24 protein-coding genes are annotated in these 18963 nt (G+C 69.7%); 16 read left to right on the forward strand and 8 right to left on the reverse strand.

All coding sequences use genetic code 11. From position 1 onward, the window contains the following. Positions 1-41: 41 nt before the first annotated feature. The 5 genes from RPX00_RS29450 to RPX00_RS29470 all read left to right on the forward strand — a co-directional run bounded on the left by RPX00_RS29450 (position 42) and on the right by RPX00_RS29470 (position 3236). Positions 42-773, forward strand: coding sequence for a FadR/GntR family transcriptional regulator (locus tag RPX00_RS29450; protein ID WP_406630229.1), 732 nt, complete (start codon positions 42-44; stop codon positions 771-773). A 19-nt stretch (positions 774-792) separates the two neighbouring features. Then, positions 793-1332, forward strand: coding sequence for a GNAT family N-acetyltransferase (locus tag RPX00_RS29455; protein WP_406630231.1), 540 nt, complete (start codon positions 793-795; stop codon positions 1330-1332). Between the two features lie 108 nt (positions 1333-1440). Further along, positions 1441-2100, forward strand: a complete 660-nt coding sequence (locus tag RPX00_RS29460) for a sugar phosphate isomerase/epimerase family protein (RefSeq protein WP_406630233.1) — start codon at positions 1441-1443, stop codon at positions 2098-2100. A 75-nt stretch (positions 2101-2175) separates the two neighbouring features. Beyond that, the gene (locus RPX00_RS29465) at positions 2176-2877 is read left to right on the forward strand and encodes a Gfo/Idh/MocA family protein (protein ID WP_406643138.1); all 702 of its coding nucleotides are present in this window, start codon (positions 2176-2178) and stop codon (positions 2875-2877) included. A 173-nt stretch (positions 2878-3050) separates the two neighbouring features. Further along, positions 3051-3236, forward strand: coding sequence for a hypothetical protein (locus RPX00_RS29470; RefSeq protein ID WP_406630235.1), 186 nt, complete (start codon positions 3051-3053; stop codon positions 3234-3236). A gap of 239 nt (positions 3237-3475) precedes the next feature. Here RPX00_RS29470 and RPX00_RS29475 read toward each other — a convergent pair whose 3' ends face one another. Beyond that, the gene (locus tag RPX00_RS29475; RefSeq protein ID WP_406630237.1) at positions 3476-4066 is read right to left on the reverse strand and encodes a TetR/AcrR family transcriptional regulator; all 591 of its coding nucleotides are present in this window, start codon (positions 4064-4066) and stop codon (positions 3476-3478) included. Between the two features lie 79 nt (positions 4067-4145). On the opposite strand from RPX00_RS29475, the gene RPX00_RS29480 reads away from it, so the two are divergent. Then, positions 4146-5315 carry an MFS transporter gene (locus RPX00_RS29480; protein ID WP_406630239.1) on the forward strand — a complete coding sequence of 390 codons (1170 nt, stop codon included), beginning with the start codon at positions 4146-4148 and terminating at the stop codon, positions 5313-5315. A gap of 1 nt (position 5316) precedes the next feature. Here RPX00_RS29480 and RPX00_RS29485 read toward each other — a convergent pair whose 3' ends face one another. Genes RPX00_RS29485 through RPX00_RS29495 form a run of 3 tightly spaced genes read right to left on the reverse strand, consistent with a single transcriptional unit; the run spans position 5317 to position 7867 of the window. After that, entirely contained in the window at positions 5317-5775 is a 459-nt protein-coding gene (locus tag RPX00_RS29485; RefSeq protein WP_406630242.1) for a hypothetical protein, read from the reverse strand. Next, positions 5772-7178 (reverse strand): ATP-binding protein, encoded by a 1407-nt coding sequence (locus RPX00_RS29490; RefSeq protein WP_406630243.1) that lies wholly within the window; start codon positions 7176-7178, stop codon positions 5772-5774. Before RPX00_RS29490 ends, RPX00_RS29485 begins: the two co-directional genes overlap by 4 nt. Then, positions 7175-7867, reverse strand: a complete 693-nt coding sequence (locus tag RPX00_RS29495) for a response regulator (RefSeq protein WP_406630245.1) — start codon at positions 7865-7867, stop codon at positions 7175-7177. The genes RPX00_RS29490 and RPX00_RS29495 overlap by 4 nt, the downstream gene beginning before the upstream one ends. Before the next feature lie 199 nt (positions 7868-8066). Here RPX00_RS29495 and RPX00_RS29500 point away from each other — a divergent pair, with 199 nt between their 5' ends. Further along, on the forward strand, positions 8067-8618 hold the full coding sequence (locus tag RPX00_RS29500; RefSeq protein ID WP_406630247.1) for a D-alanyl-D-alanine carboxypeptidase: 552 nt from the start codon (positions 8067-8069) through the stop codon (positions 8616-8618). Here the strand turns inward: RPX00_RS29500 and RPX00_RS29505 are convergent. Then, positions 8615-9823 carry an RNA polymerase sigma factor gene (locus tag RPX00_RS29505; RefSeq protein WP_406643139.1) on the reverse strand — a complete coding sequence of 403 codons (1209 nt, stop codon included), beginning with the start codon at positions 9821-9823 and terminating at the stop codon, positions 8615-8617. The two genes, RPX00_RS29500 and RPX00_RS29505, sit on opposite strands and share 4 nt — an antisense overlap. Continuing rightward, a complete protein-coding gene (locus RPX00_RS29510; RefSeq protein ID WP_406630249.1) occupies positions 9820-10191 on the reverse strand; it encodes a YciI family protein in 372 nt (123 codons plus the stop codon). Before RPX00_RS29510 ends, RPX00_RS29505 begins: the two co-directional genes overlap by 4 nt. A 98-nt stretch (positions 10192-10289) precedes the next feature. Between RPX00_RS29510 and RPX00_RS29515 the strand changes: the two genes are divergently transcribed. The 5 genes from RPX00_RS29515 (at position 10290) to RPX00_RS29535 (ending at position 13603) form a co-directional block, all read left to right on the forward strand. Continuing rightward, positions 10290-10658, forward strand: a complete 369-nt coding sequence (locus RPX00_RS29515) for a VOC family protein (RefSeq protein WP_406630251.1) — start codon at positions 10290-10292, stop codon at positions 10656-10658. Positions 10659-10748: 90 nt separating this feature from the next. Next, a complete protein-coding gene (locus tag RPX00_RS29520) occupies positions 10749-11567 on the forward strand; it encodes a DUF1295 domain-containing protein (RefSeq protein ID WP_406630253.1) in 819 nt (272 codons plus the stop codon). A gap of 102 nt (positions 11568-11669) precedes the next feature. Beyond that, positions 11670-12047: a hypothetical protein gene (locus RPX00_RS29525; RefSeq protein ID WP_406630255.1), complete on the forward strand. Its 378-nt coding sequence runs from the start codon at positions 11670-11672 to the stop codon at positions 12045-12047. A gap of 1 nt (position 12048) precedes the next feature. Next, positions 12049-13095, forward strand: a complete 1047-nt coding sequence (locus RPX00_RS29530; RefSeq protein WP_406630257.1) for a hypothetical protein — start codon at positions 12049-12051, stop codon at positions 13093-13095. Position 13096: 1 nt separating this feature from the next. Then, on the forward strand, positions 13097-13603 hold the full coding sequence (locus tag RPX00_RS29535) for a YbaB/EbfC family nucleoid-associated protein (RefSeq protein ID WP_406630260.1): 507 nt from the start codon (positions 13097-13099) through the stop codon (positions 13601-13603). A gap of 420 nt (positions 13604-14023) precedes the next feature. On the opposite strand, the gene RPX00_RS29540 is transcribed toward RPX00_RS29535, so the two are convergent. Continuing rightward, positions 14024-14692, reverse strand: coding sequence for a TetR/AcrR family transcriptional regulator (locus RPX00_RS29540; RefSeq protein ID WP_406630261.1), 669 nt, complete (start codon positions 14690-14692; stop codon positions 14024-14026). A gap of 140 nt (positions 14693-14832) precedes the next feature. On the opposite strand from RPX00_RS29540, the gene RPX00_RS29545 reads away from it, so the two are divergent. Both RPX00_RS29545 and RPX00_RS29550 read left to right on the forward strand, forming a co-directional pair. Further along, positions 14833-15684 (forward strand): 3-hydroxybutyryl-CoA dehydrogenase, encoded by an 852-nt coding sequence (locus RPX00_RS29545; RefSeq protein ID WP_406630263.1) that lies wholly within the window; start codon positions 14833-14835, stop codon positions 15682-15684. 11 nt (positions 15685-15695) lie between these two features. Next, positions 15696-16850, forward strand: coding sequence for an acyl-CoA dehydrogenase family protein (locus tag RPX00_RS29550; RefSeq protein WP_406630265.1), 1155 nt, complete (start codon positions 15696-15698; stop codon positions 16848-16850). A gap of 264 nt (positions 16851-17114) precedes the next feature. Here the strand turns inward: RPX00_RS29550 and RPX00_RS29555 are convergent, their stop codons facing one another. Further along, positions 17115-17522 (reverse strand): winged helix-turn-helix transcriptional regulator, encoded by a 408-nt coding sequence (locus tag RPX00_RS29555; RefSeq protein WP_406630267.1) that lies wholly within the window; start codon positions 17520-17522, stop codon positions 17115-17117. Positions 17523-17610: 88 nt separating this feature from the next. Between RPX00_RS29555 and RPX00_RS29560 the strand changes: the two genes are divergently transcribed. Both RPX00_RS29560 and RPX00_RS29565 read left to right on the forward strand, forming a co-directional pair. Then, a complete protein-coding gene (locus RPX00_RS29560; protein WP_406630269.1) occupies positions 17611-18459 on the forward strand; it encodes an NAD(P)H-binding protein in 849 nt (282 codons plus the stop codon). 144 nt (positions 18460-18603) lie between these two features. After that, positions 18604-18960, forward strand: a complete 357-nt coding sequence (locus RPX00_RS29565) for an ArsR/SmtB family transcription factor (RefSeq protein ID WP_406630271.1) — start codon at positions 18604-18606, stop codon at positions 18958-18960. Positions 18961-18963: the final 3 nt, after the last annotated feature.

Consider the following 18963-nt stretch of genomic DNA (forward strand, 5'->3'; position numbering starts at 1 on the left):
TGGCGACGTGCCAGTGCAAGAAAGACATCCGGGAGACACGTGTGGCGCGCCCGCAACGCAGTGAAGAGATCACCAAGCAGATCATCGACCTGATCGTCGACCGGCAGCTGCCGACCGGCGCGCCGATGCCCACCGAGCTGAGCCTCGCCGAGGACATCGGGGTCAGCCGGAATTCGATCCGGGAGGCGGTCAAGGCGCTGCAGGCGCTCGGGATCGTCGAGGTCCGGCACGGCTACGGCACGTTCGTCGGCTCGGCGGGATCGGAAGCGCTGCAGACCTGGCTGCTCTTCCGCACGCGCAGCCGCGGCAGCACCGACGCCGGGCGGCTGCGCGACCTGCTCGAGGTCCGCGAGATGATCGAAACGGAGCTGACCAGCCGGGTCGCGCGCGATCACCGGCCGGAGCTGATCGGCGAACTGCAGGCGTGCGTGGCGCGGATGCGCCGCAAGGGACCGGACGCGGCGGTCGCCGACCGCGAGTTCCACGACCTCATCTGCGCCGAGGCGGGCTTCGACCTGGCGCGCGAGCTGACCGGGCTGTTCTGGGACGTCTACCGGGCCGCGGAAGGTGAAATGGGCGGTCCGGTGTCGTCGGCCCCGGCCACGGCGAAACGGCATCAGGCGATCGTGGACGCCCTCGTGAACGGGGACGCGGAAGAGGCCGCGCACGCGGTGCACCGGCATTTCGACGAGGTGCGCAAGCGGGCGAAGGCGGGCCGCTACGGCGGCTTCGGCGAGGCGCGGCCGGCGGTTTCCGGTTCGGCCGCGAGCTGACTGCGGTTAGGCTGGGCGGGTGACGACTCCGGAGATCGCCTTCCTGCCGCCGTCCGCCGCCGAGGATGCCGAGCTGGTGGCCACGCTGACTGAGCTGGTGAACACCGTCTACGCGAAGGCGGAAGCGGGATTGTGGGCCGGTTCGGCCGATCGGACGAACGCCGGGGAGATGGCCGGGCTGGTCCGCGCGGGCGAGATCGCGGTCGCCCGGCTCGGCGGGGCCGTCGTGGGTTCGGTCCGGATCCAGCGGCTGGGCGAGGAGCTGGGGGAGTTCGGCCTGCTGGCCGCCTCGCCGGAGGTGCGCGGCGCGGGGATCGGGCGGGAGCTGGTCCGGTTCGCGGAGAGCCATTGCCGGGCCGCCGGGTGCACGCGGATGCAGCTCGAGCTGCTGGTGCCGCGCGAGTGGACGCATCCGTCGAAGGAGTTTCTCGCGCAGTGGTACGGGCGGCTCGGGTACCGGGTCGTGGAGACCTCGACGATCGACGGGCCGCATCCGGAGCTGGCGCCGCTGCTGGCCACTCCGTGCGATTTTCTGATCTGGCACAAGGAACTCGGCTGACGCTGTCCCGGGATTCCGTCCGGTTTTGTCCTGGTGTCAATTCTGACCAAGTGGTAGAAATTGGCGAAAGCCGTCTAGCCGCTAGGAGTTGGCATGGGAGTCCCTTCGGTGCAGCTGTACTCGGTGCGCGAGGCGTTCGCGGCTGATCCGGACGAGACGTTGCGGCGGCTGGCCGCGATCGGGTTCACGCGGGTGGAGCCGTATGGGGTGGTGGAGAACGCCTCGGCGCTGAGGGCTGGGCTGGCGGCGCATGGGTTGAGCGCGCCTACCGCGCATGCGGCGGTGCTTGGCCGGGATCAGAATGCGGTCTTCGCCGCGGCTCGGGAGTTGGGGATCGGGGTGGTTGTCGAGCCGTTGATTCCGGCTTCGCAGTGGGAGGCGGTGGAGGATATTTCGGCTACTGCTTCGGGGCTTAATGCGGCGGCTGAGGTGGCTGCCGGGTATGGGGTTCGGGTGGGGTATCACAATCATTGGTGGGAGCTGGAATCGCGGATCGACGGGCGCAGTGCGCTGGAGGTTTTCGCGGATCTGCTTTCTCCGGAGATTGTGTTGGAGGTGGATGCTTACTGGGCTTCCGCGGGCGGCGAGGACGCACCTGAGCTGTTGCGGCGGTTGGGGGAGCGGGTTTTCGCGATTCATGTGAAGGACGGGGCGTTGGCTACTGATGCCAGTGGGCAGGTGCCTGCTGGGAGGGGGTCGGTGCCGATGCGGGCTGTGCTGGCTGCGGGCGCCGGAGGCGTTGCGGGTGGTGGAATTCGATCAGCATGAGGACGTTTTTCAGGGGATTGCGGAGAGTTTCGCTTATCTCGCTGAGGTGGAGAAGTGACTGTCGGGGTCGGTGTCGTGGGGGCTGGGTTTATCAGTGACACCTATCTGGAGAATTTGACGGCGTTTCCGGATCTTCGGGTGGTGGGGGTTGCTGATCTCGACGTCGGCCGGGCGCGGGGGCAGGCGGAGAAGTACGGGGTGCCGTGGGGTGGGGTGGCGGATCTTCTTGCTTCGCAAGACGTTGAGATCGTGGTGAATTTGACTGTGCCCGCGGTGCATGTCGAGGTCAGTCTCGCGGCGGTGGAGGCGGGGAAGCACGTTTGGACGGAGAAGCCGCTCGGGTTGGATCGGGGGAGTGCGCGGAAACTGCTTGATCGGGCGCGGGAGAAGGGGGTTCGGGTGGCTTGTGCGCCGGATACCCTTCTCGGTGCTGGGCATCAGACCGCGCTTCGTGCTTTGGCGGACGGGCGGATTGGGGCGCCGGTTACGGCGTTGGCGTTGTTTCAGACGCCTGGGCCGGAGGGGTGGCATCCTTCGCCGGAGTTTTTGTATCAGGCCGGGGGTGGGCCGTTGTTTGATATGGGGCCTTATTACTTGACGCAGCTGGTGCAGGTGTTTGGGCCGGTTCGGAAGGTTACCGGGGCTGGCGGGACGGTGCGGGGGACTCGGGTGGTTGGGGCTGGGCCTCGGGCTGGGACGGAGTTTTCGGTTTCGGTGCCTACTACGGTTACTGCGTTGGTGGAGTTTGTGCGCGGGGGAGTGCGCAGGTTGTTTTGACGTTTGATTCAGCCTTGCGGCGTACGGGGGTTGTTGAGGTTACTGGGGAATTCGGTACTGCGGTGTTGCCGGATCCTAATCGGTTTGATGGGGCGACTGTGGTGCATTCGGCGGGGCGGGAGGAGGTGGCCGCGGTGGGGCATGCGGGGTCTCGGGGGACTGGGGTGGTGGAGTTGGCTCGAGCCGTTCGGGCGGGGGTGCCGGAGCGGGCTTCTGGGGAGCTGGGTTTTCACGTGCTGGATGTGGTGCTGGCTGTCGAGGAGTCGATGGAGTCCGGGGTTTCGGTGGGGGTGGAGAGCGGGGTGGAGGTGGCGGAGCTGCTGCCGGTTGAGTGGGATCCGTTTGTGCGGACGTTGTGAGGGGGCTCGTCGCCTGGCGGCGACATTGCGCCCGGGCGCTGGCGTGGGGCACCCCGAAGCTTGATTGTGCTGACGGTCGGTGGGTGCTTGTCAAGGCGGGAAAGATGCCTTGACAAGCACCCACCGACCGCAGAGAGGCTTCGTATCGGGGTGCGGGGGAGGGGCTGGGTGCCTCGACAGTTGGGTTCGTTGGTGGCGGATTTTGCGGCCATCTGGGCGAGATCTGCGGATTCCCTCGGTTACGGGAACAGGGGGACGGTCAGGAGAGTTTGCAAGGAGAGGCGGAGGGAAGCGACTACATCGACTTGCGTGGGGGTGGTGAGCCACTGGACCTGGAGGCCGTCCATCAGCGCGATGAAGGTGAGCGCCGCCAAGTCCGGGTTTACGCCGGGGCGCAGCTCGCCGGTTTTGGCGAGCGCGCGGAAGGATTCGGCGATGGCTTCGCGGGCCTCGCGGTAGTGGCGGGCGAAGTAGGCGTGGGCGGGGTGGTCTTCCGAGATCGCTTCGGCGGCCAGGCGCGAGTACAGGTCGACGATGCCTCGGTGGCGGACGTTGTGTTCGGCCAGCGCTATGAATCGCCGCAGCACCTCCAGGCCTGGGGGTGCGCTCAGCTGTTCGCGGGCGGAGTCCTCGGCGTCGCGGCGTTCCAGTACCGCGGCGAGCAGCGCTTCCTTCGTCGGGAAGTGGTACAGCAGCCCGGCGTGGGTGATGCCTGCTCGTTTGGCGATTTCCCGCAGCGACGACGCGTGGTAGCCGGCCTCGCCGTACACCTTGGCGGCCGCCGAGACGAGGTCGTCGCGGCGGATGCGGCCCTTCTCGTAGCCGCTCACGGTTCGGACTCCACGCGTCCCATTCTGCCCGCCCGCACTGTTCCTGCCTGGACCCGACCCCGAAGAGGAGCCGAGCCCGATGACTGAGCTTTCCCCGCCCCCGGTGCTGCCCCGCGCGGCCCGCGTCGCCACCTGGATCGTGTTCGCGCTCTGCGGGTTCGCGGTCGGCATGTGGGTGGTGCACATTCCGGTGATCGAGCGCGCGACCGGCGTTTCGCACACCGCGCTCGGGGCGCTGCTGCTCGTGCTCGGCGGCTCGGCGCTGGTCGGGATGCAGGTCACCGGGCCGCTCGCGGACCGGTTCGGGCATTCGCGGGTGGTGTGCGTCGCGGGGGTGCTGGTCGGGGTCGCGGTGGTGCTGCCGGGGCTCGCGGCGAACTGGTGGACGCTCGGGCTGGCGCTCGCGGCGTTCGGGTTCTTCAACGGCTCGCTCGACGTCGCGATGAACGCGCACGCGGTGGTCGTGGAACGTGCCTATCCGCGGCCGATCATGGCGGCGTTTCACGCGATGTGGTCGATCGGCGGTGCGATCGCCGCGGTCGTCGGCGCGGCGGTGCTGGGGGCAGGGGTGCCGGCGATCGTGTCGCTGGGCGGCACGGGGGCGCTGTGCATCGTGATTTCGCTGGCGGTCCGCCGGTATCTGCTCGATTCGTCGGACACGGCGGTCGAGGAAACCGCCGAAGAGGCCAAACCGACTCGCACGCCGGCCCGGGTGGTCTGGCTGCTGGGGCTGCTGGCGTTCGCGTTGATGCTGTCCGAGGGCGTCGCGAACGACTGGGCCGCGCTGTATCTGCGCGACGGGCTCGGGACGTCCGAAAGCACCGCCGCCCTCGCCTACGGTTCGTTCGCGGTGGCGATGACGGTCGGCCGGTTCGCGACGGACCGGGTGGCCGCGCTGGCCGGGCCGGTCGCGGTGGTGCGGTACGGGAGCGGGCTGGCTGCGCTGGGGTTGGCGATCGCTTCGCTGGCACCGTGGGTCCCGTTGTCGCTGTGCGGCTGGGCTTTGTTCGGGCTGGGGCTTTCCGGCGGCGTCCCGCAGTTGTTCACCGCGGCGGGCAACCTCGACAAGCGCGCGTCGGGTGCGCTGATGGCGCGGGTGGTCGGCGTCGGGTACGTCGGGCTGCTGGCCGGGCCCGCGATCATCGGCGGGCTGGCGCACTGGGTGCCGCTGAACGTCGCGTTCCTGCTGCCGTTGGCGTTGTGCGTGGTGGCGGTGGTGTTCGCGCCCGTGATGAAGCAACGGGGCTGAGTCAGCCGCCGCACCCTTGCGGCCGCAGGGTCTGGCCGCCGCCGGAAAGGGTGACGGTCTTGGCCGGGCCGCCGCCGCCCGCCGCGATCACCGTGCAGACGAGCTGGCCCACCGCGTTCGGCGTCAAGTCCCGGACGTTCACGCCGATCGCCGCCTCGCTGATCCCGACCGCGATCGGTTCGAACGACGGCGGCAGCTCCGTCGTGTACCCGCTGGCCCGTTCGTCCTCGTTCGGCCCCTGCTCCAGCGCCCGGACCCGGTCGGCGGGCACCTCGCCGACCCCGTTGCGCACCACCGGAACGAGCTTCCCGTCCAGCACGAAGTACACCGTCGCGGTGTTCCCGACGCTGCCGACCGCCGGCCCGCTCGGCGCCTCTTCCCCGGGGATCACGCCGCTGGGCCGCACCCCGCAGCCCGCCGCCAGCAGCATGATCGCGATCAGTCCGAGCAGCCGCTTCATCGCACCTCCCGAGGCAGCCACAAGGTGAACACCGCACCGCCGCCCGCCCGGTTTCCCGCGCGTAGTTCCCCGTGGTGCAGGCGCGCGTTCTCCCAGGCGATGGCCAGCCCGAGCCCGCTTCCCTCGGACCGGCTCCGGGCGGTGTCCGCCTTGTAGAACCTCGCGAACACGTGCGGAAGCACCTCCTCGTCCAAGCCCGGCCCGGAATCCTCGACCGACAGCCAGACCCCGGCCGGATCGTCCCGCAGCCGGACGGTCACCGGCTCCGCGCCGTGCCGCAACGCGTTTCCGACGAGATTCGCCACGATCACGTCGAGCCGGCGGGGGTCGACCCGGGCCCGGATGCCGGACGGCAGGTCCGTCTCCACCTCGAAGCCCCGCGCCCGCAGCGTCGCGCGGACCGCGTCGGCGACGTCGACGTCGTCCAGCTCCAGCGACGCGGTGCCGGAGTCGAACCGGGTGACCTCGATCAGGTCGTTCACCAGCCGGGTGAGGTTGTGCGTTTCCTGGCTGACCAGGCGGACCGCCTCGCCCGCCGCGTCCGGCAGCCGTTCCGCCTCGTCGTCGAGCATGTCGGTGACCGCGGTCATCGCGGCCAGGGGAGTGCGCAGTTCGTGCGACACGTCGGCCACGAATCGCCGCGCGTCGGCTTCCATCCGGCGCAGTTCGCCGACGTGGCGTTGCAGCGAGTCGGCGGTCGAGTTGAACGTCTCGGCGACGCTGGCCAGCTCGTCGCTGCCGCGGACGACGATCCGGGCGTCGAGGTCGCCCGCGCCGAGCCGGCGGGCCGCGCGCTGCAGCTCTCCGACCGGCCGCAGCACGCTGCTCGCGGCCAGCACGGCGAGCACCAGCGCCACCACCAGCGCGGCCCCGCCGGCGAGCCAGGCGTCCCTGGCGAGCCGGTTCACCGCCTCGATTTCCGCGTCGAGGCTGCGCAGTTCGAAGACCTCGATGCCGGACGCCACAGCCGGTTTCGACCGGTCGCCGGTCGAGATGAGCAGCGGCGCTCCCAGCAGCAGCTGCGTCACGCCGCCGACGTCCACCCGCTGCCACGCGACCCGGCCGGATCGCACGATCGCACGCAGCTCCGGCGTGATCACCGAGGCCGGCATGTCGCCCGCGCTGTGCCCGCCGCTCGTCACCAGCGCGGAGTTCTTCCGGCCGTTCAGCCGGTCGGCGGCCGACGCCAGCGCGCTCGTTTCCACTGGCTGCCTCGGCAGCGGGTACAGCTGCTTGATCTGCGTCGTCATCTCGACGGCGGCGTTGTCCTGGGTGCGCTGCAGGATCCCGTCACGGGCCCGCACGTAGCCGATTCCGGCGACGGCCACCGCGGTGAACACGCTCAGCAGCGCGAACGCCACCAGCAGCCGGACCCGCAGCCCCCGCCACCGCCAGCCGGTCACAGCGGCCCGAAGCGATAGCCGAAACCGCGCAGGGTCTGGACGTACACCGGTTTCGCGGCGTCGTCCTCGATTTTGGAGCGCAGCCGCTGCACGCACGCGTCGACGAGCCGGGAATCGCCGAGATATCCCTGGTCCCACACGGATTCGAGCAGCTGCTGGCGGCTGAGCACGCGGCCGGGCGACGCCGACAGCTCCAGCAGCAGCCGCAGTTCGGTCGGCGCGAGCCCGATGACCTCGCCGTTCTTGCTCACCACGAGACCCTCGCGGTCGATCGTGAGGTCGCCGTGCCGTTCCGGGCCCGGTTTCGCGTCCGGATGGCGCGGTTCGCCGCCGGTGCGGCGCAGCACCGCGCGGATGCGCGCCTCCAGCACCCTGGCCTGCGCGGGTTTCACGACGTAGTCGTCGGCTCCCGCCTCGAGCCCGGCCACCACGTCGATGTCGTCGTTGCGCGCGGTGAGCATGATGATCGGCAGGTCGCCCGCCGCGCGGATGCGCCGGCACACCTCGAAGCCGTCCATCCCGGGCAGCATGAGATCGAGGACCACGACGTCGGCCGGGTCGCCGGCGAGCCGGGCGAGCCCCTCCTCGCCGGTCTCCACCGCGTCGACCGTGTGCCCCTGGTAGGTCAGGGCCAGCCGCAGGCCGTCGCGCACGGCCTGGTCGTCTTCGATCAGCAGCACCCTCGGCATGTCTCCCACTATCCCAGCCCGCCCGTCCGGCCGCCCGGACAGTCCACAGCGGACACCCGGGCCCCAGCCTGCCCGGCCCGGGTCCCCGCCCGGTGCGGGCAGTGTCATCGTTCGGTAACAGCGCGCTCGCGGGGAACTGTTACAGAGCTGTCAAACTCCGTGCGCAGTGCGCGCACACTGGGGCCCGAAAGTGGACGTCATGATCGAGTCGCTCAGCCGGCCCCGGGTCCTCGCGGCCGTCACCCGCTTCCTGGCCGTGGCCCTGCTCCCGGCGGCGTTCCTGCGTTCGCCCGGCCGCGGCCGGTACCTGGCCTGCCAGTGGGCGCTGGCGATGCGCTACCCGGCCGAGGACCTGGCGGGGCTCAGCGAACCGGCCCGCGCGGCTTTCACCGCGGCGCGCACCGAGGCGTTCTGGCGCGACGGGCAGCTCATCGGCCTCACGTCCGGCCACCGCGACGCGGCCGACCAGCACCGGATGTTCGCCGAAGAGGTGCACCGCACCGGCTCGGTCGCCGCGGCCCGGCGCCGGGTGCTGCCGCCGCACGAATCGGCGCACGTCCGCGGCACGGCGATGGACGTGCGGCCGATCGAGGGCGCGGCGTGGCTGGAGCGGCACGGGGCGGGCTACCGGTTGTACCGGCGCTACGACAACGAGTGGTGGCATTTCGAGTACCACGCGGACACGGTGCCGATGCGGTTGCCGAACCCGGACGCGCTGCGGGCGCCGCGGATGGCCCGGGTGGCCGGCTAGGGCGATCTCCCTGATGCGGCACGGGATTCCAGGTACCGCCGTTCCGGAAGGCTGAGCGTTTTCTCCGCCGCGGAACGGTAATAGGACCGCGCTCGCCCGTGTTCGCCGGCCAGATCGAGCAGGTGCGCGCGCACCACGTCGACTCGATGGTGTTCGTCCAGCCCGGTGATCTCGTCCAGCTGCCGCAATCCCTCGCGGGCGCCGTGGACCATGGCGACCGGGACGATCCGGTTCAGCGCCGCGACCGGACTCGGCGCGACGGCCAGCAGAAGGTCGTAGAGGGCGAGGACCTGCGGCCAGTCGGTGTCCTCGGCGCGCGCCGCCTCGTCGTGCACGGCGGCGATCGCGGCCTCGATCTGATACGGCCCGATCCGGGCGGTGGACAGGGTTTTCCCGATCAGCTCGAGCCCCTCGGCGATCGCGGCGGAATCCCACCGGGTGCGGTCCTGCTCGGCCAGCGGCACCGCGCTGCCGTCGGGCCGGGTCCGCGCGGGCCGGCGCGCGTCGGTGAGCAGCATGAGCGCCAGCAGCCCGGCCACCTCGCCGTCTTCGGGGACCTGTGCGTGCAGCTGCCGGGTGAGCCGGATGGCCTCGGCGGTGAGTTCGACCCGGTTGACGGCGGTCCCGGAGCTGGCGGTGTGCCCCTCGGTGAAGATCAGGTACAGCACCTGCAGCACCGCGGCCATCCGCTCGGCGCGCTCCTCCGGAGGCGGCATCCGGAACCGGGCGCCGGCCAGCCGCTTCTTCGCCCGGTTGATCCGCTGGCTCACGGTCTTCTCCGGGACCAGGAACGCCCGGCCGATTTCCGCCGTGGTGAGCCCGCCGACCGCACGCAGCGTCAACGCGAGCTGGGACGCTTTCCCGAGTTCCGGGTGACAGCACAGCATCAGCAGGGTCAGGGTGTCGTCGTCGGCTGGTGCCGATTCCGGCTGCGGCACGGCCAGCGCCGCTGCCGTGTTCTCGCGCTGCCTGCGGGCGGACTCGCTGCGTTCGATGTCGATGCGCCTGCGCGCGGCCGCGGTGATCAGCCAGCTCTTGGGGCTGTCCGGCAGGCCCTGCTCCGGCCACTTCAGCGCGGCGGCCAGCAGCGCTTCCTGCACGGCGTCCTCGCAGAGCGCGAAGTCGCCGAACCGGCGGCAGACCGCGCTGAGCACCTGCGGCGCGAGGTCGCGTAGGAGCTGTTCGAAGCCGGCCGGGGGAGTCAGAGATCCAGCTCTTTCACGCTGCGGATCGGCCGTACCTCGATCTTGCCGTACAGCGCGTCCGGCACCCGGGCCGCGTGCTCCAGCGCCCGGTCCATGCTCTCGCATTCGACCAGGTAGAAGCCGACCAGATGCTCCTTGACCTCGGCGAACGGCCCGTCGCTCGGCACCGCCTTGCCGTCGCGCACAGTGACGCACTTGGCCTCGGCGGGATCGGCCAGCCCGTCGCTCAGCACCAGTTCGCCGGACTCCTCGAGCGCCCGGTTGAGCGCGAGGTGGGCCCGGCCGAACTCGGCTTTCTTCTCGTCCGGCAGCTCTTCCCAGAGCGCGCGGAACCGCGGGTTGCTGTGGATCATGATCAGGTACCGCACGACGGCCCCCTTCAAAGTTCTTCCGCCGCCGGTGTCGCCTCCGGGATTCCGGCTCCGACGTCCCCCGTGCACAGATCAGCCGAAGAAGGAGCATAGCCGTGTTCGACACCAGCAAAGCGTTCAGCGGGTTTTCGGTGGACGACATCCCGGCCGCGCGGGAATTCTATGCCGGGACGCTCGGCATCGAGGTCACCGAAAACTGGGGGATGCTGCGCCTGCACCTCGCCGAAGGACGGGAGGTGCTCGTCTATCCCAAGGGCGACAAGCACGTTCCCGCCGAGTACACCGTGCTCAACTTCCCGGTGGACGACATCGACCAGGCGGTCGCCGGCCTCGGCGCGGCGGGCGTTTCCTTCGAGCCGTTCGACGGGGTCGACGAAAAGGGCGTCTTCCGGCTCGGCGGCCCGCTGATCGCGTGGTTCAGGGATCCGGCCGGAAACATTCTTTCGGTCCTTCAGGAGAACTGAACCGGTTGCCCGGGCGGCGCGGGCAGAATCACTGCCTGCGCGCCTGTCACCGGGCTTCGCCGCGGCGGTTCCGGCAGTAGGGTCGCGGGCATGAACGCGTTCCAGGTGTGCCTCTGGGTGTTCGCGGGCGTGTCCGCCGGCTGCTGGCTGCTGTCGGTGCTCACCAGGGAGTACTCCTGGGTGGACCGGATCTGGTCGGTGGTCCCGGTGGTCTACGCCGGGATTTTCGCCGGCCACGCGGGGTTCGCGGACGCCCGGCTGGACCTGCTGTTCGCGCTGGTCTTCCTGTGGGGCGCGCGGTTGACGTTCAACTACGGCCGCAAGGGCGGCTACGCGCCCGGCGGCGAGGACTACCGCTGGGCGGTGCTGCGCGGCCGCATGGCCCCGTGGCAGTTCCAGTTGTTCAACCTCTTCTTCATCACGCTCTACCAGAACGCGATCCTGCTGCTCATCACGCTGCCCGCGTGGACGGCGCTGGATCACCAGACCCCGCTGGGCACCGCCGACATCGTGCTCGCGGCCGCGTTCGTGGCCTGCCTCGCCGGCGAAACGATCGCCGATCAGCAGCAGTGGAACTTCCATCAGCGCAAGAAGCGCGAGACCGCCGCCGGGCGCACCCCCGACCCGCGCTTCGCGCAGACCGGGCTCTTCCGTTTTTCCCGGCACCCCAACTTCTTCTTCGAACAAGCGCAGTGGTGGCTGGTGTTCCTGTTCGGCGTGTCCGCGGCGGGCGCGGTCACCTGGACGATCGCCGGCGCGGTCCTGCTGACGCTGCTGTTCGTCGGCTCCACGATCTTCACCGAGAGCATCACCCTCGGCCGCTACCCGGAGTACGCGGACTATCAGCGGCGCGTTTCGCCGATCGTGCCGTGGTTCCCGCGCCGTCGCGCGGCGGCGTCCGGTACGTGACCGCTGTCACGTTAATGCCGTGAACCACCTCGTTGTCCGGTGAGTCGGAAGGGATACCGTACGCCCGGTACGGTCACGGTTCACACGACTGGGGGTAGTTCCATGATCGGTTTCGAGACCGACCTCGACGACCTGCGCAAGGCGAGCGGGTTCGTCGCGGCTGCCGGGGACGCGGCCGAGACCGCGCGCGGCGGAGTGCGGCGGCTCGACCTTCCCGACGCGGTCAGCCCGGCCGCGATCGTCGGCTCGATCAACCCGTTCGGCGGCGGCCCGACCACCGCGTTCGGCGGCTCGCTCGGCATGCCCAAGGTCGCTGCGGCGTACGAAAACCACCGCGCGAAGGTGGAGGAAGCGCTCGCGAAGCTGGCCTACACGACGCACCAGACGAGCGAAGCGCTCAAGCGCGTGGCTGAGCTGTACGAGGCGTCGGACGCCGACGCGCAGTCCGCGGTGCGGCGCGCCGGCGGAGAGGTGCGCTGACGTGAGCGAGCAGGAGGACTACTTCGGGCTCAGCGGCGGCGGGGAAGGCCGTCCGCGGGCGGAGCTGCTCGAAGGCATCAGCGAGGATCTGCACAAGGGCGCCAACGACGCGCTCGACGGCGTGGAATTCCTGCGCTACGCGGAGTTTTTCAACTTCGCCATGACGGAGGAGCTGTACGCCGCGTACCAGGACAAGGTCACCGAGGTCTTCCGGGAGTTCTCCGAGGCCGACCTCAAGGACACCGGCGGCGGCCTGCAGTCGATGATCAACTCGTACGAACCGGTGTGGAAGAACCTCAGCCGAGGGTCGCTCACCGAACTGCGCCGGGCGAAGGAACTGCTGGCCTCGTGGCGCGGCAACGCGGCCGAGGACGTCAAGACCTATCTCGACCGGCTGTCGGAGACCTACGAGGCGCTCGCCGCCGAGATCACCGTCGTGGAGAGCGACCTGGTCGCCAGCCGCGACGGCGTGTGGGCCGCCCGGGACGACCTCAGCTCGCTCGCGCTGACCTTCCGGGAAACCGCGGAGAAGTATCAGAAGGCGAAGGCCAAGGAGGGCGAGATCTCCTGGTCGAAGGTGGCGGCGGTGGCGTTCACCGGTGCGCTGGTCGGGATGCTCGCCGTAGTCGCCACCCCGGCGGCGGGCGCGGCTGCCGGGGCTGAGCTGACGATGAGCGCGGTCGGCGCGCAGGCCGCGGTCGCGGGTGCGGGGGCCGGGCTCACTGAGGTGACTGCGCAGGCGTCGGCGAAGGTCGAGGGCGACAACGCGAACGACATCTTCGAGAGCTTCCTCAGCGGTGCGGACAAGATCCGCTCGCACATGCAGGAGTCGGCGGGGCGGCTCGCGGACAAAATCCACGAGAAGTCGGTCGACCTGCCGCCGATCCCGAACCCGCCCGACGTGAGCCCCGGCGACACGTTCGACCCGTCCAACTTCGAGACCTCGAACACCCCGAAGGGCACCGAAAAGCGGGTCCGGGACAAGGGCGTCGACATCGCGCCGGACGGTTCGGTGTCGCAGCCGATGTCGCCGTCCACAATGGACTGACGTGGCCGGTCCGGAAGAACTGGTGCAGGCACTGTCCGCGTTGTCGGTCGAGGCGGTCTCGCCCGGCAACGCGGTCACCGCCACGGTCAACACCGACGGTGTCCTCACTGGACTGAAACTGTCCGCCGAGGTACGGAATCTGCCGCCGGACGAGTTGGCCGCGCTGGTGCTGCGCACGTATGCCGAAGCGCAGCGGGAGTCGGCGAACCGGACGGCGGCGCTGCTGGCGCCGCTGGGCACTCGCGGGTATGTGATGGACCGGCTGAAATGGCGGGCCGGGTTCGCTCCGGAACCACCTGCTGCTCCCCGGCGACCCGCGCCGCCCGCAGCCCCGGAGCCGTCGAAACCCGTTGCTGCGCCGGAGAAACCGGTCGTGCCTGCGGTAGTGGGGGAGGGCGATTACCTGCGCAACCGTTCCGCTGATCCGGAGCATCCGGCGGAACCGGATCGCCCGGTGAGCGACGAGGATTGGTACGAGGCAGGGGTCCGGTTCGACCAGGCGTGGTAGCCGCGTCTGCCGCCGGGCGAGCTGGCCGCGCAGGTATGTCGCGGCGCGGCGGGAATCCGCGAGCCGGATGGTCGCGCTGCCCGGCGAAGCTCAGCCTGCTGACCCTGAAACCCGTTACTGCGCCGCTAGATCCCCGTCGTGCTGGGGAGGGCAGCTACCTGCGCAACCGTTCCTCCGGGTCCGAGCGCCCGGCGGAGCCGGATCGTCCGGTGAGCGACGAGGATTGGTACGAGGCGGGTGTCCGATTCGACGAGGCGTGATAGCTGTATCTGCCGCCGGGCGAGGCGGCTGCGCAGGTATGTCGAAGCGCGGCTGAATCCCGTCGTGCTCGGGAAGGCGGCTACCTGCGCAACCGTTCCGCCGATCCCGAGCGTCCGGCGGAACCGGGCCGCCCGGTGAGCGGCGAGGCCTGGTAGCCGCTCAGCCGAGCGAGCCCTCGTCGCCGAGCAGCTTGCGCAGCCCGGGCAGCACGGCGGAAAGGTCTTTGCCGGTACGGAAAGCGACGACCGTCGTCTCCGTCTCGCCGGTGCTGCCGAACAACGCGACGGTGTCGGCCATCGCGGAGTCGAACGCCGCCTCCGGGTCCGCCGCCTGTCCGCGCAGCCAGCGGCGGAGCACGTGGTTGTGCGCGGTCACCACAGCCGCCGCCATGAGTTCGGCGCGCAGCGCGGTTTCCTCGCCGCCGCCCATCCAGCGGTGGACGAATTCCTGGAACAGCCGCTGGTACTGCCGCGTGCCGGCGATTTCCCGCGCCCGCAGCGCCGGCACGCTGCGGGTGAGCCGGTAGCGCGCCAGCGCCAGGTCGCCCTCCGCGACGTAATGCCGCAGCACGAGCCGCGCGGCCTCGGTGACCGCGACGAGCGCGGTGCGCGGGTCGGAACCGGCCAGCCGGGCCTCGATCGCGCTCAGCAGCACCTCGTGGTCCGGGAAGATGACGTCCTCTTTGGACCGGAACGCGCGGAAGAACGTGCTGCGCCCGACGCGGGCGCGCTCGGTGATGTCGTCCACCGTCGTCTGGTCGTAGCCGCGTTCCTCGAACAGCGCGAACGCGGCCTCGGTCAGCCGTTGCTTGGCCGGTTTCTCGGGCATCGGGCCACCTTTCGCACACACGCTGCGGCCAGCCTAATCGGCCCCGGCCCGCGGCGAGCAGGGTGAGGTGGGCCACCCCGGTCTCGCCTACTCGCCGGTACTGAGTACCGTCATCATGAAACCAAGTACCGGAGGATGGGGTGAGGCACGTGGAGCGAGTCGGCGTGGTCGGCTGCGGCCAGATGGGTGCGGGGATCGCCGAGGTGTGCGCCCGGGCCGGCCTGGACGTCGTGGCGGTCGAATCGAACCGGGCGGCCGCCGACGCGGGCCGGGCGCGGCTGGAGGCCTCGCTGGGCAGGGCCGAGCGCAAGGGGAAGATCGAGTCCGCCGCCGCCGTGCTGGAGCGGATCCGGATCACCGAGGACCTCGACTCCCTCGCCGACCGCACGCTCGTGATCGAAGCGATCGTCGAGAACGAGGCGGTCAAGGCGGAACTGTTCGGGAAACTGGACAAGATCGTCGCCGCGCCGGACGCGGTGCTGGCCTCCAACACGTCCTCGATCCCGATCATGAAACTCGGCACCGCGACCGAGCGCCCGGCGCAGGTGCTCGGCATCCACTTCTTCAACCCGGTCCCGGTGCTGCCGCTGGTCGAACTGGTCCCGAGCCTGCTGACCGGCGACGAGACCACCGGCCGCGCGCGGAAGTTCGCCGAGGGAACGCTCGGCAAGCACGCCATCCTGTGCCAGGACCGGGCCGGTTTCGTCGTGAACGCGCTGCTGATCCCGTTCATCCTCGCCGCCGTGCGCATGCTGGAATCGGGTTTCGCCACGAAGGAAGCGATCGACGAGGGCCTGGTCCGCGGCGCCGCGCACCCGCAGGGCCCGCTCGCACTGGCCGACCTGATCGGCTTGGACACCACGAAGGCCGTCGCGGAATCCCTGTACGAGGAATTCAAGGAGCCGCTGTACGCCCCGCCGCCCCTGCTGGCCCGAATGGTCGACGCCGGCCTGCTTGGCCGCAAAACCGGCCGCGGCTTCTACACCTACTAGGAGATCTCCCCATGAGCTTCGACCTGTTCAAAATCAACGAAGACCACGAAGCGATCCGCGAGGCAGTCCGCGCGGTCGCCGAAGAACAAATCGCCCCGCACGCCGCCGAGGCCGACGAGCGCGAAGAATTCCCCAAAGCGTCCTACGACGCCCTGGTCGCGTCAGACTTCCACGCCCCCCACGTACCGGAACAGTACGGCGGCGCCGGAGCCGACGCGCTGGCCACCTGCATCGTGATCGAAGAAGTAGCGCGAGTGTGCGCGTCGTCCTCGCTCATTCCCGCGGTGAACAAACTCGGCAGCCTGCCTCTCATTCTGGCCGCCAATGAAGATCTCAAGGCGAAATACCTGCCCCCGCTGGCGTCCGGCGCCGCCGGATTCTCCTATGGACTGTCCGAACGCGACGCAGGCTCGGACACCGCCTCGATGCGTTGCCGCGCCACCCCTTCCGGCGACGACTGGATCCTCAATGGACAGAAGTCGTGGATCACGAACGCCGGTGTTTCCGAGTACTACACCGTCCTGGCCGTCACCGACCCCGAAGGCCGCCGCGGAGCCAACGTAAGCGCCTTCGTGGTCGAGAAGTCCGACCCGGGGTTCTCTTTCGGCGCCAAGGAAAAGAAACTGGGCGTCAAGGGTTCCCCGACGCGTGAACTGCTCTTCGACCAGGTCCACATCCCCGGCGACCGAATGGTCGGCGAGCCGGGCCAGGGTTTGAAGATCGCCCTGCGCACCCTGGACCACACCCGCGTGACAATCGCCGCGCAAGCGGTCGGCATCGCGCAGGGTGCGTTGGACCACGCATTGGCGTATGTCAAGGAGCGCAAGCAGTTCGGCAAGCACATCGCCGATTTCCAGGGTATCCAGTTCATGCTGGCGGACATGGCGATGGCGGTGGAAACGGCCCGCCAGATGGTGTACACAGCCGCCGCGAAGTCCGAACGAGGCGACGATGATCTGTCGTTCTTCGGCGCGGCGGCGAAGTGCCATGCCTCGGATGTGGCGATGAGCGTGACCACGGACGCGGTCCAGCTGCTGGGCGGTTACGGGTACACGCGCGACTTCCCGCTGGAGCGGATGATGCGGGACGCGAAGATCACCCAGATTTATGAGGGCACGAACCAGATCCAGCGATTGGTGATGGCTCGGCAGCTGCTGAAGGGCTGAGGTTCTTCGGCGGTCGAGCGCTAAATGTGTTGAGGACGAGCGGGCAGCGCGCCATACTTCGGTTAGTCCCCGACAACAGGCGCGCGGGGCGCCCGAGGCGAAAGCCGAACCGGCGAGGGTAAGCGGCGAAGCGGGGTTCTCGCACGCGTGGTGCGCGATCGGTACCTGCGAGTCCCTGCTGGACCCGCATGGACCAGCGGCTGGTGAAGAGCTAGGTCGGAAACGGCACCGTCAAAACGGCGGTGCCGTTTCCGCGTTTACCGCTCAAGACTCCGGCTTGTGCAGCCGGTCATGCCGCCGCTGCGCCCGCACCACGTCCACGGTCCGCGCGCCGACCCAGTCCAGCAGCCCCTGCAGTGGCGTGGCCAGCTCCCGCCCCAGCTCGGTCAGCGAGTACGTCACCTTAGGCGGCGTATCCGGCTCCACCTCGCGCCTGATCAGGCCGTCCCGGGTCAGGGTGCGCAGGTTCTGCGACAGCATCTTCTCGCTGATTCCGCCGATGGTGTCGCGCAGTTCGTAGAAGCGCGCCGGTCGTTCGCGCAGCGAGAGCAGGATCAGCGTGCCCCAGCGGCTGCACACGTGGTTGAGCACCGCGCGCCCGGGGCATTCGCTGTCGAATGCGTCACCCAGCGCCGCCGCGGTGCGGCGTCCTGTCTCGGAGCCTACTCCCATGCCGGGAGCTTACCTCAGGGTTCGTACTTACGAAAAGATAGCTCAAAACCTACGGTGAGCTTCAGTGCGACACAAGGAGGTACTACCCGTGACCAGTTTGGTGATCGGCGCGACCGGCAACGTCGGCCGCCGCGTGGCTGTGCGGTTGAGCGAACTCGGCCGTCCGGTGCGTGCGTTGGTCCGGAGGCCCGAGCGGGCGGATCTGCCCGGCGTCGAGGTCGTTCCCGGCGATCTGTCTGATGTGGACAGTCTGCGTGCCGCGGTGAAGGGGGTGGAATCAGTGTTCCTGATGTGGCCGTTGGTTTCCGGCGATCCGGCCGCGGCGATTGCGGACACCATCGCCGGCAGTGCTCGTCGTCTGGTGCTGCTGTCGTCGGCCGCGGCGCAGTACGGCGACGATCCGGGCAACGTGATCGGCCAGGTGCATCTCGCGGTCGAGAAGGCGATCGAGCGCACCAGTCTGGAGTGGACGTTCCTGCAGCCGCACGGCTTCGCGGCCAACACGCTCAGCTGGGCGCCGCACATCCGCAAGGACGGCGTAGTCCGCGGCGCCTACGGTTCGATGCACTCGACGCTCATCCACGAGGCCGATATGGCGGCGGTCGCGGTGGCCGCGCTGACCTCTGACGGGCACGTCGGCGCCAAGTACGACCTCACTGGTCCCGCCGCGCTCACGCAGGTCGAGCAGGTCCGGGTGATCGGCGAGGTGATCGGCCGCGAGACCCGCTGGGAGGAGGTGTCCCGGGAGGTCGCGCGCGAGCTGCTCCTCGAACGGATCCCGGCGAAGTACGCGGACGCCATGCTCGACGCCTACGCCCGCCTGGCCGGCCGCGAACCCGACCAGCCGACGACCACGGTCGAGGAGGTCACCGGGGTTCCGGCGCGGACCTACGCCCAGTGGGTGGCCGACCACGCGGCTGAGTTCACGGGGAGTTGACCCGGGGGCGAACGGGCCGAAGCCGGCGGGCTCAGGGGCGCTGCGGCACCCCGCCGCATCCACGGTTCAGCAATTGCTAATATTCGCAATTGCTGAACCCTTCCGTCCCGCTCGCCGGGCGGGCCCGGACCGCAGGAGGCGTGTGTGAGCAAGCCGCTCTACCAGCTGAAAGCCGAGTTCTTCAAGACGCTCGGCCATCCGGCCCGGATCCGGGTGCTGGAGCTGCTGTCGCAGCGCGAGCACGCCGTCGCGGAGATGCTGCCCGAGGTCGGGATCGAACCGGCGAACCTGTCGCAGCAGCTGGCGGTCCTGCGCCGGATGGGGCTGGTCACCACGCGCAAGGAAGGGTCGAGCGTCTACTACTCGCTGATCAGCCCGCAGGTCGCGGAGCTGATGGCGGTGGCGCGCGAGATCCTGACCGGCGTGCTGTCCGGCCAGGTCGAACTGCTCGACGACCTGCGCACGGCGCAGGCGGGCAGCACGCGGCCCGCGGAGCGCTGACGT

It is taken from the genome of Amycolatopsis sp. WGS_07, from assembly GCF_045278895.1.
Lineage (GTDB): Bacteria > Actinomycetota > Actinomycetes > Mycobacteriales > Pseudonocardiaceae > Amycolatopsis.